This is a genomic window from Mycobacterium sp. GA-1199, assembly GCF_001500045.1.
Lineage (GTDB): Bacteria > Actinomycetota > Actinomycetes > Mycobacteriales > Mycobacteriaceae > Mycobacterium.
Genome location: NZ_LQIX01000023.1, coordinates 159,847 through 173,035 on the forward strand (window position 1 = coordinate 159,847; position 13,189 = coordinate 173,035).

12 protein-coding genes are annotated in these 13,189 nt (G+C 68.0%); 5 read left to right on the forward strand and 7 right to left on the reverse strand.

Going from position 1 to position 13,189, the window contains the following annotated elements; translation table 11 throughout:
- Window positions 1-7 precede the first annotated feature (7 nt).
- Window positions 8-1,738: a dihydroxy-acid dehydratase gene (ilvD, locus tag AU198_RS16055; RefSeq protein ID WP_064349159.1), complete on the reverse strand. Its 1,731-nt coding sequence runs from the start codon at window positions 1,736-1,738 to the stop codon at window positions 8-10.
- Between the two features lie 80 nt (window positions 1,739-1,818).
- Between ilvD and AU198_RS16060 the strand changes: the two genes are divergently transcribed.
- Together AU198_RS16060 and ricR are read left to right on the forward strand one after the other, a co-directional pair.
- The gene (locus AU198_RS16060) at window positions 1,819-2,433 is read left to right on the forward strand and encodes a DUF305 domain-containing protein (protein ID WP_064349162.1); all 615 of its coding nucleotides are present in this window, start codon (window positions 1,819-1,821) and stop codon (window positions 2,431-2,433) included.
- A 2-nt stretch (window positions 2,434-2,435) separates the two neighbouring features.
- Entirely contained in the window at window positions 2,436-2,726 is a 291-nt protein-coding gene (gene ricR, locus AU198_RS16065; RefSeq protein WP_064349164.1) for a copper-sensing transcriptional repressor RicR, read from the forward strand.
- Here the strand turns inward: ricR and AU198_RS16070 are convergent.
- On the reverse strand, window positions 2,723-3,016 hold the full coding sequence (locus AU198_RS16070; protein ID WP_064349166.1) for an MTH1187 family thiamine-binding protein: 294 nt from the start codon (window positions 3,014-3,016) through the stop codon (window positions 2,723-2,725). The genes ricR and AU198_RS16070 overlap by 4 nt on opposite strands.
- Before the next feature lie 189 nt (window positions 3,017-3,205).
- Here AU198_RS16070 and AU198_RS16075 point away from each other — a divergent pair, with 189 nt between their 5' ends.
- On the forward strand, window positions 3,206-4,270 hold the full coding sequence (locus tag AU198_RS16075) for a L,D-transpeptidase (RefSeq protein WP_064349170.1): 1,065 nt from the start codon (window positions 3,206-3,208) through the stop codon (window positions 4,268-4,270).
- 84 nt (window positions 4,271-4,354) lie between these two features.
- On the opposite strand, the gene AU198_RS16080 is transcribed toward AU198_RS16075, so the two are convergent.
- On the reverse strand, window positions 4,355-6,334 hold the full coding sequence (locus tag AU198_RS16080; protein WP_064349172.1) for a M13 family metallopeptidase: 1,980 nt from the start codon (window positions 6,332-6,334) through the stop codon (window positions 4,355-4,357).
- Complete coding sequence (locus AU198_RS16085) at window positions 6,331-7,644, reverse strand: glycosyltransferase (RefSeq protein ID WP_064349174.1); 1,314 nt, start codon at window positions 7,642-7,644, stop codon at window positions 6,331-6,333. The genes AU198_RS16080 and AU198_RS16085 overlap by 4 nt, the downstream gene beginning before the upstream one ends.
- A gap of 121 nt (window positions 7,645-7,765) precedes the next feature.
- Between AU198_RS16085 and AU198_RS16090 the strand changes: the two genes are divergently transcribed.
- Both AU198_RS16090 and AU198_RS16095 read left to right on the forward strand, forming a co-directional pair.
- Window positions 7,766-8,356, forward strand: a complete 591-nt coding sequence (locus tag AU198_RS16090; RefSeq protein WP_064349176.1) for an Rv1363c family protein — start codon at window positions 7,766-7,768, stop codon at window positions 8,354-8,356.
- Window positions 8,353-9,042 (forward strand): hypothetical protein, encoded by a 690-nt coding sequence (locus AU198_RS16095; protein ID WP_064349178.1) that lies wholly within the window; start codon window positions 8,353-8,355, stop codon window positions 9,040-9,042. The genes AU198_RS16090 and AU198_RS16095 overlap by 4 nt, the downstream gene beginning before the upstream one ends.
- A gap of 8 nt (window positions 9,043-9,050) precedes the next feature.
- Here AU198_RS16095 and AU198_RS16100 read toward each other — a convergent pair whose 3' ends face one another.
- The 3 genes from AU198_RS16100 to AU198_RS16110 are packed head-to-tail and all read right to left on the reverse strand — an operon-like array spanning window position 9,051 to window position 12,896.
- Window positions 9,051-9,446, reverse strand: a complete 396-nt coding sequence (locus tag AU198_RS16100; RefSeq protein WP_064349179.1) for a CoA-binding protein — start codon at window positions 9,444-9,446, stop codon at window positions 9,051-9,053.
- Between the two features lie 28 nt (window positions 9,447-9,474).
- Window positions 9,475-9,996, reverse strand: a complete 522-nt coding sequence (locus AU198_RS16105; RefSeq protein WP_064349180.1) for a transcriptional regulator — start codon at window positions 9,994-9,996, stop codon at window positions 9,475-9,477.
- Window positions 9,993-12,896, reverse strand: coding sequence for an MMPL family transporter (locus tag AU198_RS16110; RefSeq protein ID WP_064349181.1), 2,904 nt, complete (start codon window positions 12,894-12,896; stop codon window positions 9,993-9,995). Before AU198_RS16110 ends, AU198_RS16105 begins: the two co-directional genes overlap by 4 nt.
- Window positions 12,897-13,189: the final 293 nt, after the last annotated feature.

Consider the following 13,189-nt stretch of genomic DNA (forward strand, 5'->3'; position numbering starts at 1 on the left):
CCCTGCGCTATCCGCAGACCGCGCCCACCGCCGCCGACCCGACCAGCTTGGTGTACTTGGCCAGCACGCCGGTGGTGTATCGCGGTGGCAGCGGCTCGAAACCGGCCTTGCGCGAGTCGAACTCCGCGGGATCGACGAGAACGTCGAGCGTGCCGTTGGCCACGTCGAGGCGGATGCGGTCTCCGTCCCGCAGAAACGCGATCGGACCGCCGTCGACGGCCTCGGGCGCGACGTGGCCGACGCACAGGCCGGTCGTCCCGCCGGAGAACCGGCCGTCGGTCATCAACAGCACGTCCTTACCCAGGCCCGCACCCTTGATGGCGCCGGTGATCGCCAGCATCTCGCGCATCCCGGGCCCACCCTTGGGCCCCTCGTAGCGGATGACCACGACGTCACCGGCCTGGATGGTGCCGTCCTCCAGAGCGTCCAATGCGGCGCGCTCGCGCTCGAAAACCCTTGCGGTGCCTTCGAAGACGTCCGAGTCGAAACCCGCCGACTTGACCACCGCGCCCTCCGGTGCCAGCGAGCCGTGCAGGATCGTGATACCGCCGGTCGGATGGATGGGGTCGCTGAGCGCGCGCAGCACCTTGCCGTCGGGATCCGGTGGTGCGATGTGGGCGAGGTTCTCGGCCATGGTCTGACCGGTGACCGTCAGGCAATCGCCGTGCAGCAGACCGGCATCCAGCAGCGCCTTCATGACGACGGGCACGCCGCCGATGTGGTCGACGTCGAACATCACGTGCTTGCCGAACGGTTTGACGTCGGCGAGGTGGGGCACCTTGGCGCCCACCCGGGTGAAGTCCTCGAGCGTCAGTTTGACGTTGGCCTCGTAGGCGATCGCCAGCAGGTGCAGCACGGCGTTGGTGGACCCGCCGAACGCCATCACCACGGCGATCGCATTCTCGAACGCCTCCTTGGTGAGGATGTCGCGGGCGGTGATGCCGCGCCGCAGAAGATCGACGACGGCCTGACCGCTGCGCCGCGCGAACCCGTCCCGGCGGCGGTCGGTGGCCGGCGGTGCCGCGCTGCCGGGCAGGGACATGCCCAGCGCCTCGGCGGCCGAAGCCATCGTGTTCGCGGTGTACATGCCGCCGCAGGCGCCTTCACCGGGACAGATCGCGCGCTCGATCGCGTCGACGTCCTCGCGAGGCATCAGCCCGCGCGCGCACGCGCCGACCGCCTCGAACGCGTCGATGATCGTCACCTCGCGTTCGGTGCCGTCCGACAGCTTGGCCTTACCGGGCAGGATCGACCCGGCGTAGAGGAACACGCTCGCCAGGTCGAGGCGCGCGGCCGCCATCAACATGCCGGGCAGCGACTTGTCGCATCCGGCCAGAAGCACCGAACCGTCCAGGCGTTCGGCCTGCATCACCGTCTCGACGCTGTCGGCGATCACCTCGCGCGAGACCAGCGAGAAGTGCATGCCCTCGTGGCCCATCGAGATGCCGTCGGACACCGAGATGGTGCCGAACTCCATCGGGAATCCGCCCGCGGCGTGCACCCCGTCTTTGACGGCCTTGGCCAACCGATCCAGCGAGAGGTTGCACGGGGTGATCTCGTTCCACGACGAACCCACGCCGATCTGCGGTTTGGCGAAGTCGTCGTCCTCCATACCCACCGCGCGCAGCATCCCGCGGGCTGCGGCCTTCTCCAGGCCGTCGGTGACGTCGCGGCTGCGGGGCTTGATGTCGGGTTCCGCCCGACGGCGGGCTTCGGTGCCGGGAGTTTCTGAGGGCATCAAATAAGTATGCCTTCGGTGTTTTCCCCCGGCCAAACCGTTATCTATACCCCGGTGGGGTATCCGGTACCATCGGGTTCATGACGTCGCTGATCGCTCGCCTCGCCGCTTCCCTGATCGCCCTCGCCACCGCCCTGATGCTCGCATCGTGCACCAGCCCGGCCTCTGACGGACACACCGACCACGAGCATTCCGACCAACCGGTGATCAGCGGGCAACCGGCCGGCTACAACGCCGACGATGTCGCGTTCGCGACGAACATGATCCCGCATCACGAGCAAGCCGTCGAACTGTCGGCACTGGTCCCGGACCGCTCCACGAATCCGGAGTTGCAGGCGCTCGCCGAACAGATCTCGAAGGCCCAGGAGCCCGAGATCCGCACCATGCAGGTGCTGCTCGTGCAGTGGCAGGAAAACCCCGACGCCGACACCGGGCAGGGCGGACACGAGGGACACGGCGGTGCGATGCAGGGCATGGTCGACGACGCCACCATGGCCAAGCTTCAGACCCTGTCGGGCCCCGAATTCGACACCCTGTGGCTGCAGTCGATGATCGCCCACCACCAGGGTGCGATCGAGATGGCCCGCGCGGAACTGGCCAACGGCGAGAACGTCGACGCCAAGCGGTTGGCTCAGACGATCGTCCACACGCAGCAGGCCGAGATCGACCAGATGAATCAGATGTTGAGGGGCTGAACATGACTGCGACGCATGGCTATTCGCAGCAGAAGGAAAACTACGCCAAGAGGTTGCGTCGAATCGAGGGCCAGGTTCGCGGCATCGCGAAGATGATCGAGGACGACAAGTACTGCATCGACGTGCTCACCCAGATCAGCGCCGTCAACAGCGCGCTGCAGTCGGTCGCGCTCGGTCTGCTCGACGAGCATCTCGGACACTGCGTGGCCCAGGCGGTCGCCGAAGGCGGTGAGGGGGCCGACACGAAGCTGGCCGAGGCCTCTGCCGCCATCGCGCGGCTTGTGCGTTCCTAGGAGCCCAGGGCCTCGTCGATCCGTCGGACCTTCGCCGTCAACTGGTCGGTGTGGCCGGGGCGAATGTCGGCCTTGAGTACCAGGCTCACCCGCGGAGAGGCTGCGGCCACCGCGTCGACGGCGCGCTTCACGACGTCCATCACCTCGTCCCAGTCACCCTCGATGTTGGTGAACATCGCGTTGGTCTCATTCGGAAGACCCGACTCGCGGACCACCCTGACCGCTTCGGCGACCGCGTCGCCCACGCTGTCGTCGCCACCCGTCGGGCTCACGCTGAAGGCCACAATCATGCGACAAGCCTGCCACCGGCGAGCGGCCTGGTAGCTGCGCTGCTAACACTTTGCGCCCGTGACCGATGAACAGTGCAGGTCACGAGTGTGGATCGAGCGTTTGCCCGAGGTGGAGGGGCGCGCCGACGGGCGGGGATGCCCGGGGCGTTATGCCACACTGGTTGGAGTTCTGCGACTGGGAGGTTGTGTATGCGCAGGGTAAAGCGCAGTCGGCTGCTCACTGCGATGGCGGCGGCGAGCGTCGTCGGGGGGATGCTGGCGAGCCCGTCAGCGCTCGCTCAGCCGGGTGTCCCGCCACCGCCACCGCCGGCGCCGGTCGATCCGGCCGTCGCCGCGGCGCCGCCACCCGCACCGGTGTTCCCGCCGGCCCCACCGGCGGATCCGTTCGCTGCACCAGCGCCGCCGGCTCCGCCGGCCCCGGCCGCCGAGAATCCGCCGCCTCCGCCGCCGTCGAACCCGTTCTTCGCCCCGCCCGATCCGCTGGCTCAGCAGCAGCCGATTCCGGAGGGCACCCCGGCCGGACAGAACCCCACGCCGTACGTCGGCGCACCGGTGTTCGCGCCGCCGTCCTTCAACCCGACCAACGGTTCGATCGTCGGCGCCGCCAAACCGATCTACATCAACTTCCAGCGGCCGATCGCCAACCGTCAAATGGCCGAGAGTGCCATCCACATCTCGTCGAACCCGCCCGTGCCCGGCCGGTTCTACTGGACCAGTGACACCCAGGTGCGGTGGCGTCCGCAGGACTTCTGGCCCGCGGGCACGGTGGTCAACATCGACGCCTCCGGCACGAAGTCCAGCTTCACCGTGCCCGAACAGCTCGTCGCCACCATCGACAATGACTCCTTGCAGATGTATATCCATCGCAACGGCGAGCTCGAGAAGACGTTCCCGGTGTCGATGGGCAAGAAGGGCCACGACACCAAGAACGGTACGTACTACGTGTTGGAGAAGTTCGCCGACATCGTGATGGACTCGTCGACGTACGGCGTGCCCGTGGACTCACCCGAGGGCTACAAGCTCAAGGTGAAAGACGCCGTGCGCATCGACAACAGCGGTGTCTTCGTGCACAGCGCCCCGTGGTCGGTCGGGTCTCAAGGCGAGAGCAACGTCAGCCACGGCTGTATCAACCTGAGCCCGGCCAACGCGAAGTGGTTCTTCGACAACTTCGGCAGCGGTGACGCCGTGGTCATCAAGAACTCGACCGGGATCTACAACCAGCCCGACGGCGCGTCCGACTGGCAGATGTTCTAAAGCGGGTGCGCCGAGACTACGGTTTCTGATGGGAATCGCGAGTGACCCCGTCAAAAACCGTAGTCTCGCGGCGTTCTGGGGCCGCTAGTTCCAGATGTGGACGCGGCGTTCGGGTTCGAGGTAGAGCGCGTCGTCCTCGGTGACGTCGAACGCCTCGTAGAACGCATCCATATTGCGGATGACGCCGTTGCACCGGAACTCCGGCGGTGAATGCGGGTCGATCGCCAGACGCCGGATCGCTTCGGCGTCACGGGATTTGGTCCGCCACACCTGCGCCCAGCCGAAGAACACCCGCTGCTCACCGGTCAGCCCGTCGAGGACCGGCGCGGGCTCGCCCTTCAGCGACAGCCGGTAGGCCAGCAGCGCGATCGACAGCCCACCGAGGTCGCCGATGTTCTCACCGACGGTGAAGGCGCCGTTCACGTGGTGCCCATTGCTCAACTGCCGGGGCACGTACTCGTCGTACTGCTCGATCAACTTCTTTGTCCGCGCGCCGAACTCGGTGCGGTCCTCGTCTGTCCACCAGTCGACCAGGTTGCCGTCGCCGTCGTACTTGGCGCCCTGATCGTCGAACCCGTGCCCGATCTCGTGGCCGATGACCGCACCGATGCCGCCGTAGTTGGCGGCGTCGTCGGCGTCGGCGTCGAAAAACGGCGGCTGCAGAATCGCTGCCGGGAAGACGATCTCGTTCATGCCTGGGTTGTAGTAGGCATTGACCGTCTGCGGCGTCATGAACCACTCGTCGCGGTCGACGGGCCCGCCGAGCTTGCGCAGCTCCCGCTCGTATTCGAACGCGTAGCCGCGACGGTAGTTGCCGTAGAGGTCGTCGCGCTCGATCACCAGGCCCGAATAGTCGCGCCACTTGCGCGGATATCCGATCTTGGGCGTGAACTTGTCGAGCTTGGCCAGCGCCTTCTCCCGCGTCTGCGGCGTCATCCAGTCCAGGGAGTTGATGCTGACGCGATATGCCTCGCGGATGTTGGCGACGAGTTCGTCCATCCGTTCCTTGGCGCGCGGCGGGAAATGTTGCTCCACGTAGAGCTTTCCGACCGCGTCGCCCAGCAGGCTCTCCACCACCGACACGGCGCGCTTCCACCGGTCGCGGATCTGCTCGGTGCCCGAGAGCCGACGGCCGTAGAACGCGAAGTCCTCGGCGACGAGGTCGTCGGTCAGCAGGAAGGCGCGGGCGTGGATGACGCGCCAGCGCAGCCAACGCTTCCAGTCCTCGAGATCGCCGCCTGACCACTCGGCAGCGAACGTGGTGAGGTAATCAGGTTGGCGCACAACGACTTCTGCGGCTTTCTCTGGGGTGGTCCCGAGTTCGGACACCCAACCGGCCCAGTCGAAACCCGGCGCTTCGGTCGGCAGCTCGGCGAACGTGCGCAGGTTGTAGGTGAGGTCGGCGTCGCGCCGCTTGACGACGTCCCAGTGCGCGGCGGCCAGCTTGGTCTCCAGCGCCACGATGCGGGCGGCGGTGTCGGCGTGATCGCCTGCGCCGTACACCAACTCGAACATCGCCGCGATGTGCTGCGGATAGGCGGCCAGGATCTCGGCGTGCTGCTCGTCGCGGTAGTAGGACTCGTCGGGCAGGCCAAGGCCCGACTGGGTCAGATGAAGCAGGTAGCGGGTCGAGTCCTTGGAGTCGGTGTCGACGTAGACGCTCGTGCCGCCGCCGACTCCGCTGCGCTGCAACGCCCCGAGCACCTTGGCGAGTGCGTCGGGGGAGTCGGCCGCATCGATCGCGGCCAATTCGTCGAGCAGCGGTTGGACGCCGCGCGAGGCGACGGTCTGCTCGTCCATGAAGCTGGCGTACAGATCACCGATGCGCTGTTCGTCGGTGCCCGTTGCCGCGTTGGACGCTGCGGCTCCGGTGATGAGGTCGCGCACGTGCTCCTCGGCGCGGTCGTACAGCGATCGGAACGCACCGTCGGTTGCCCGGTCGCCGGGCATCTGGTACTCGGTCAGCCAGCGGCCGTTCACGTGGCCGAACAGGTCGTCCTGCGGGCGGGCGTCGGCGTCGACGTAGCTGAGGTCGATGCCGGATCTGATTGCTTCTACCGTCACCCCACCAGGGTGCCAGAACGCCCTGCCGGCTTGACTGGCCGCTGCGGCACCGCCAGACCAGCCAGCGTCTCGGCGATGCGGTCGAAGGCGCTCACGGCGCGGATCTCGCGGCTCAACCGGCGCGCCGCGGCGCGGTTGGCACCGGTGCCGAGGATCGCCTCGAGCGCGCCGACGATCTCGGCGCGGCCGGGCCGGGACGTGCCCAGGTTGATACCCGCCCGCGCGTAGGCCACCCGGGCGGCGACCTCCGGTTTGTCGGCCGAACCGCCGGCGACGATCAGGGGGATGCCGTGCGAGAGCGCCTGGTGCACACCGCCGTATCCACCGTTGGTGATCATCACGTCGACGTGCGGCAGTAGTTCGGCATAGGGCAGAAAGTCGGTGACGTAGGCGTTCGCGGGCACTCGGCCCGGAATCGTCGTGCGGCCCTCGCGTCCCGTCGTCGCGACCACCAGGAGATCTTCGCGGCCGGCGAGCGCCTCGACGGTGGGAACGACGAGCGCGTGGAGGTCGTCGTTGTCCCACGTGCCCTGGCTGACGTGGACCACCGTGCGCGGATCGCCGGCCGGATCCCACGGCAGTCCCCGCTTCTGAGCTGCGGGCCGCGGTATCACCGGGCCGGTGTAGACGACGTTCGCCGGCAGATCGCTACGCGGATACTCCAGCGACGGCACGGTGAACTGCAGAAGCCGGTCGGCGAGCACGGGCCAGTCCGTCAGGAAAACCGGAGACGGCGGGGCGTCGACGGCGGCGAGCGCGGCGTTCAGATCGGCGCGGACGTCGCCGAACAGCACCCGGTGGGTCACCCAGGTCATCGGTTCGTAGTTGAGGTCCGAACGCGGGGCCCACGCCGTTCCGAACGGCGGTGCGTCGACGCTCGACAAGGTCAGCGGGCCGACGCCGCACACCAGAATCCACGGCCGGGGCCGGTGGCCGGTCAACAGCGGCAGGGCGCCGGTGAAGGCGACATCGCACAGCACCGCGTCGAAGTGGTCATGGCGCAGCGCCTTGCGCAACGCCCAGTACTGCGCCGCCAGCGGCTCGATGAACACCGAGCGCATCTCGGTGCGCCCTCGGTACCAGCGGTCGAGCAGCGGCGGTAGGCCACGCAGAGCGCTGTCGTCTCGTTTGGGGCGAGCCGCGTCCGGCAGCTCCAGGGCCGCGAGGCCCCTCTCGGCCACCGCGTCCTTGTGGTCGGCGTCCGTCAGCACGGTGACGTGGTGACCGCGCTGCAGCAGGTCTGCGCCGACGTGCAGCAGTGGCATGACGTGCCCGGGGATCGGGCTGGCGGCAATCAGGTAGTTGGCCACGCATCCCTTTCTTCGCCGGTCGCATGCCTGCATACCCGTCTTGTCGTTTTCTCCAGCGCGAGGCGGGTGTGACGTTGACCGCTCACGGGCGTTCGCGCCGCAGCCCGGTACCCTCACGCGCATGCCCGAGGACGCGCCCACCGCAGTCGAGGACGGCCCCGTCTTCACCAAGTACGGCGTCGCATCGGCGGTACTGGGGCTGATCTCGGTCGTGGCGGTGGCACTGGCCGCCCTGATCTGGGTCCAGCACCACGACCACACCGACGAGTTGCGCTACCGCGCCCGCGTCATGCAGACCGCGGTCGACTGGACCAACGTGCTGATCAACATGGACAAGGACACCGTGCAGGCCGACATGATCCGGCTGCACGAAGGCACCGTCGGTCAGCTCAACGCGGATTTCGACTCGGCCGTCGAGCCGTACCGCAAGCTCGTGCAGACCCTGCAGTCGCAGACCACCGGGCAGATCGACTCGGTCGCGGTCGAGTCGATCCATCACCCGCCGCCGGGCCCGGACGGGGCGCCGCCGCGGCGACCTCAGCCCGAGCTTGCGGAGTTCGCGTCGCGCACCGACACCGTCATGGTGGTGGCGACATCGGTCAGCGAGAACGTGGGTGGGGATGAGCCCAGGACGGTGCGCTGGAACCTGCGGCTAGACGTGTCCGACGTGGACGGCAAGCTGATGATCTCGCGGTTGGAGCCGATCCGATGAGGAACGTCTTGCGGGTCGCCGCGTTCGACATCGCCCCTCCGGTGGCCGCGGCCGCGGCGCTGGTGTACATCGGCATCGCCTTGGCATGGCCGCTCTGGTGGGTGTCCGTCTGTTCGGTGTTGTGCTTGTTGATCACCCAGGGCGTCGTGATCAACGTGGTGCTGGCGCGCCGCGATGCGGTGACCGTCGGCACCGACGACGACGGCCCGGGCCTGAGGCTGGGAGTGGTCGCGGTCGCGACGGCGGCGGTGGCGGCCGCAGTGCTCGTCGGCTATCTGCAGTGGACGGTGCCCGACCGCGCGCTGCGCAACGCCAGCACCGAGGTCGTCGGCATCGCCAGCAGTGTGGCCGAAGCATCGGCCACGTTCACCCCGCAGAGTCCGACTGCGTCGATCGACCGCGCGGCGGCGATGATGTCTCCGGAACGCGCCGACGCGTTCAAGGACGAGTTCGCCACGGTGGCAAAGGATTTGGCGAACCGCAACGTGTCGGCCCAGGCGAGCACCGTCTCAGCGGGCGTCGAGGCGATCGGCCCGGGCGCCGCCAGCGTCGCGGTGATCCTGCACGCCACCCAGAATTCGCCGGGGAAACCGCCGGACACCGCGGTGCTGGCGTTGCGGGTCACGTTGTCCAAGACCGACGGTCGATGGTTGGTCGACAACGTGTCGCCGATCCACGCGCGGTGACGGATCGGCTAGCGAAGCAGCCGGGCGTGGTCGACCTTGATGCAGCGGTCCATCACAACGTGTAACCCGGCCGCCTCGCCGTCGCGGGCGACCTGCTCGTCCCAGAGGCCGAGTTGCAGCCACAACACCTTGGCTCCGACCGCGATGGCGTCCTGCAACACCGCGGGCAGATGCTCGCGCCTGCGGAACACGTCGACGAGGTCCGGCACCACCGGCAGATCGGCCAGCGACGGGTAGACCGGGGTGCCCTCGATGTCGCTGACGGTCGGATTGACCAGGTACAGGTCGTAATCGGCGACCGCCTTGAGGTAGGTCCAGATCTCGTGGCTGGCCCGGTCGGGGTTCGGCGATGCGCCGACGATCGCCACCGTGCGGGTCTCCCGCAGAATCTGCTCGAGGTCCATTCCCGGCGTATACCCAGCCGGCGGGCCGTCAGCCGTTGGGCCGGTTCGAACGCATCCGCGCGAACCGCTCCGAGAGTCGCTTCATCCGCACCATCAACGACGCCGACGGGCTGGTCTGGCCGCCGAGGAACGACGCGAACTCATCGGGGGGCACGCCGATCCGCGATGCGAACTCCTGGCGCCCCAGCCCGGAGTGTTCCAACAGCGCGCGGATGTGTCGGGCCACCTCCTCGCGCTCGTTGGCCTCCAGATGTTCGCGGGTTCGGGTGAGCACCTCGGCCAGCGCTTTGGACACGCCGTACGGTCGTGCCGTCTCGAGGACCTCCTCGACCTGACGCGCGGTACGGCCGAACGGGTCTCGCTTGATGGCCGCGACGATGCGCTGCCAGACCGCGAGGTCGTCGGTCTCCAGGGCCGCGCGGATGGCCGCGGTCGGCCAGAACTCGACCGGGCGCTCGTCAGCGGCCTGTGTAGCGGGCGGTCCCGAGCTCTGCTCTGCGGAGACACCCTCGCGGCGGCGGGCATCCCGAATGTCGGGAGTCACCGTCACCTCGCCTCCTCCAGCATCGCGACCGCCACCGAAAGGCAGCGCTCTCGCACTTTCGCCCACTCCGCCTCCGCCTCCGGACCGGACATCCGGGTATCGTGCTCGTCCGAAGGCGCAGGGTCGGCCAGTCGGCGTACCAGCTGAGTCGCCACCCACTGCTTTCTTGACTGTGAACCAGAGTAGTACCGGTCCATTGTGCTCAGTACTTCTGCCGCCGTGCGCGTGTCCGTGCACTCGACGAGGTCGGCGAACTCGGCGTAGTCGCGTGCGGTGTTGCGGCACATGATGAGGTAGCCCTTCAGCCGCAGCGTCTCCGCGCCCGTCGGGATCTGCAGCCGGTCGCCGGTCGGCAGTTGAACATTGGTGGTTTCCATCGGACTGCGCCGCTCCATCGTGGCGTGCTCGCATTCCGATGCGGTCTCGAGCGCGTCGAGGGCGACCGCCAGCCGGCCCCGCCACATCGTCACCGGATGCACCGGCGGCGGGGCGGTGGCCAGCGCGGTACCGCCGCCGCCGCGGTGCCCGGCGTTGAGCCGTCCGACGCTGCGCATCTTCGTGGTCGGTGCGTCCGGACTGCAGCCGCTGAAGGCCAGCGGGTCGGCGACCGTGACAGCCTGCGGTACAAGGGTTTTCAACTTGGCCGCCGACTTGACGACGGTGCGCAGCTCGGATCCGGTCGGTCCCAGCGACGAGAGATCGTCGGGGATGATGATCAGATTGGGAGTGTCGACCTTGGGCAGTGGCTTCTCGAAATCCACCGACGGCAGGATGCGGGCCAGCCAGTGCGGTAGCCACCAGTTCCACTCGTCGAACATCGCCATCAGGGCCGGCACGAGGACCAGCCGGACGACGGTCGCGTCCACGGCGATCGCCACCGCGCAGGCCACACCCAGCTGAGCGACCAGCGGCATCCCTGCGAACGCGAACCCGATGAACACCGCGATCATGATGAGGGCGGCGCTGGTGATGGTCCTCGCGCTGGTGCTCACGCCGTAGGCCACCGCGTCGCGCGTGTTGCGCGTCAGCAGGAAGCGCTCACGGATGCGGGTCAGCAAGAAGATCTCGTAGTCCATGGACAGACCGAACGTCATCGCCAGAACCAGCGGCGGGATCGTACTGTCCAGCGACGAGATCCGGTCGAAGCCCAGGTCTTCGAGCCAGCCCCACTGGAACACCACCACCAGGCTGCCGTAGGCGGCGGCCACCGACAGCACCGTCATCAGAACGCCCTTGAGCGCCAGGACCACCGAGCGGATCGCGACGAGCAGCATGAAGAACGCGATCATCGCTACGAACAGGAACACCAGTGGCTGAGTGGCAGAGACCCGGTCGTCGAAATCCTTGATCAGAGCGGTCGGACCGCCGACGTCGATCTGCACGTTCTCGGTTCCGGGGGTCGATGGCAACTCCGCGCGCATCCAGTCGACCGTCTCGCGTGCGCCCATGTCCTCGGGGTCGACCGACAGCACCGCCGACAACAGCGCGTGCCGGTAGTCCTCGCCGAAGGACGGCGGGCTGACCGACACCACGTTGGGACCCTGCGCCATCCGCTGGCGAATCGCGTCGAGCAGCGGCTCCTTGGCGGGCGCCGACGCGGCGTTGCCGTCGGGGAAGGCCACCAGCACTCGGACCGGACCCAGTGCGCCGGCGCCGAGCGCCTCGGCCGCGGCGTTGACGCCCCCGCGGATCTCGTGGGTCGGCTCGAACTGACGCTGCATGCTGTTGCCGAGCATCATCGAGAACGCGGGGGCGGCCAGCGTGATCAGCAGCGCGGCGGCGGCCATCGCCGATAGCCACGGCCTGCGCATCACCCAGCCGGTCCAGCGCGTCCAGAACCGGGACTGGGTGGCTTCGGGGCGTCGCGACCAATGCAGGTACGACGAGCGTCGGGCCGCCGACCGCCCGAACGTCGCCAGCACGGCCGGCGTCAATGTCGTCGAGGTGAGCACCGCGACCGCGACGGCGAGGATGGCGCCGGTGGCCATCGACTCCAACACCGGGGTCTGAATGAGGTAGATCCCGGTCACCGAGGCGATCACGGTCAGCCCGGACAACACCACCGCCAGGCCCGACGTGGCCATCGCGGCGTCGGCGGCCTGCTCCGGATCGCGGCCGGCGCGCAGTTCCTCGCGGAATCGCATGAGGATGAACAGCGAGTAGTCGATCGCCACCGCGATGCCGAACATCGACACGGTCGACGTCACGAACACCGACATCGTCGTGAACATCGAAAGCAGGTAGACGATCCCCATCGTCACCACGACGGTGCAGATGCCCAGCAACAGCGGCACGGCCGCCGCGGCCAGCGACCCGAACACGGCGAGCAGGACGATCAGGACGATCGGCAGATTCCACCGCTCTGCCTGCGCGATGTCGTGTTTGGTGGCCTGAGTCGCGGCCGCGCCCAGAGCACCCTGGCCGATGACGTACAGCTTGACCCTGCCGTTCTCGATCTCGCCGGGGTCCTCGCCGTCGATACCGACCTTCTGACGGAGTTGTTTGGCGACGTCCACTGCGCCGGTGTTGTCGAAGTCCAGCTGCAGCGTGACGACGTAGGGCCGGTCCGGCTGCGGCGGGGGCTGCTGCGGGTTCGGAACGATTTTGACGCTGGGCACCTCGGCGGCGAGGCGTTCGAGGTGAGCGACGGCGTCGTTCATGTCCTGATACGAGGCGTCGGCGCGCGGTGCGGCGACCAACGCCAGCGGCGAGGCGCCCTGATCGGGGAAGTGCTCCTGGAGCTCGTGCTGCACGCGCAGCGACTGGGAGCCTTCGACCTCGAAGCCCCCACCCGTGAGGTGACTCGACTGGTTGAGCGCCAGCCAGATCGACGGGACGAGCAGGAGCACCCATACGGCGAATACCGCCCAGCGATATCTGCGCAGTTTGCTACTCAAGCGCAACATGAATTGCTGGATTGGATTCCCCGCTTTCTCCCCGGCGTTTCGTAGCCGAAGCGTACAACAACCTGCGGTAAGGTGCCGGTCCCTTCGATCTCCTCTCAGGGTGCCTGAACGGTGTGCCAGCAACGCCCCACGATGTCCCGATTCGTTCTCGCAACCAAGCCCATCGGCGTTACTGCCGTCGCGCGCGGACCGGCGCTCATGGGGCCGTCACCCCGCTGAATTGGCGGGGGTGACGCGACGGGTGGCAGGATGTGGCTTGGCCGTTTTCGGCGTCGGGGACTGATTGCCGTCCA

What these genes read in the sequence shown, in the direction of transcription:
- ilvD (WP_064349159.1), bottom strand. Translation starts at nt 1,738, where the DNA reads ATGCCCTCAGAAACTCCCGGCACCGAAGCCCGCCGTCGGGCGGAACCC.
- AU198_RS16060 (WP_064349162.1), top strand. Translation starts at nt 1,819, where the DNA reads ATGACGTCGCTGATCGCTCGCCTCGCCGCTTCCCTGATCGCCCTCGCC.
- ricR (WP_064349164.1), top strand. Translation starts at nt 2,436, where the DNA reads ATGACTGCGACGCATGGCTATTCGCAGCAGAAGGAAAACTACGCCAAG.
- AU198_RS16070 (WP_064349166.1), bottom strand. Translation starts at nt 3,016, where the DNA reads ATGATTGTGGCCTTCAGCGTGAGCCCGACGGGTGGCGACGACAGCGTG.
- AU198_RS16075 (WP_064349170.1), top strand. Translation starts at nt 3,206, where the DNA reads ATGCGCAGGGTAAAGCGCAGTCGGCTGCTCACTGCGATGGCGGCGGCG.
- AU198_RS16090 (WP_064349176.1), top strand. Translation starts at nt 7,766, where the DNA reads ATGCCCGAGGACGCGCCCACCGCAGTCGAGGACGGCCCCGTCTTCACC.
- AU198_RS16095 (WP_064349178.1), top strand. Translation starts at nt 8,353, where the DNA reads ATGAGGAACGTCTTGCGGGTCGCCGCGTTCGACATCGCCCCTCCGGTG.
- AU198_RS16100 (WP_064349179.1), bottom strand. Translation starts at nt 9,446, where the DNA reads ATGGACCTCGAGCAGATTCTGCGGGAGACCCGCACGGTGGCGATCGTC.
- AU198_RS16110 (WP_064349181.1), bottom strand. Translation starts at nt 12,896, where the DNA reads ATGTTGCGCTTGAGTAGCAAACTGCGCAGATATCGCTGGGCGGTATTC.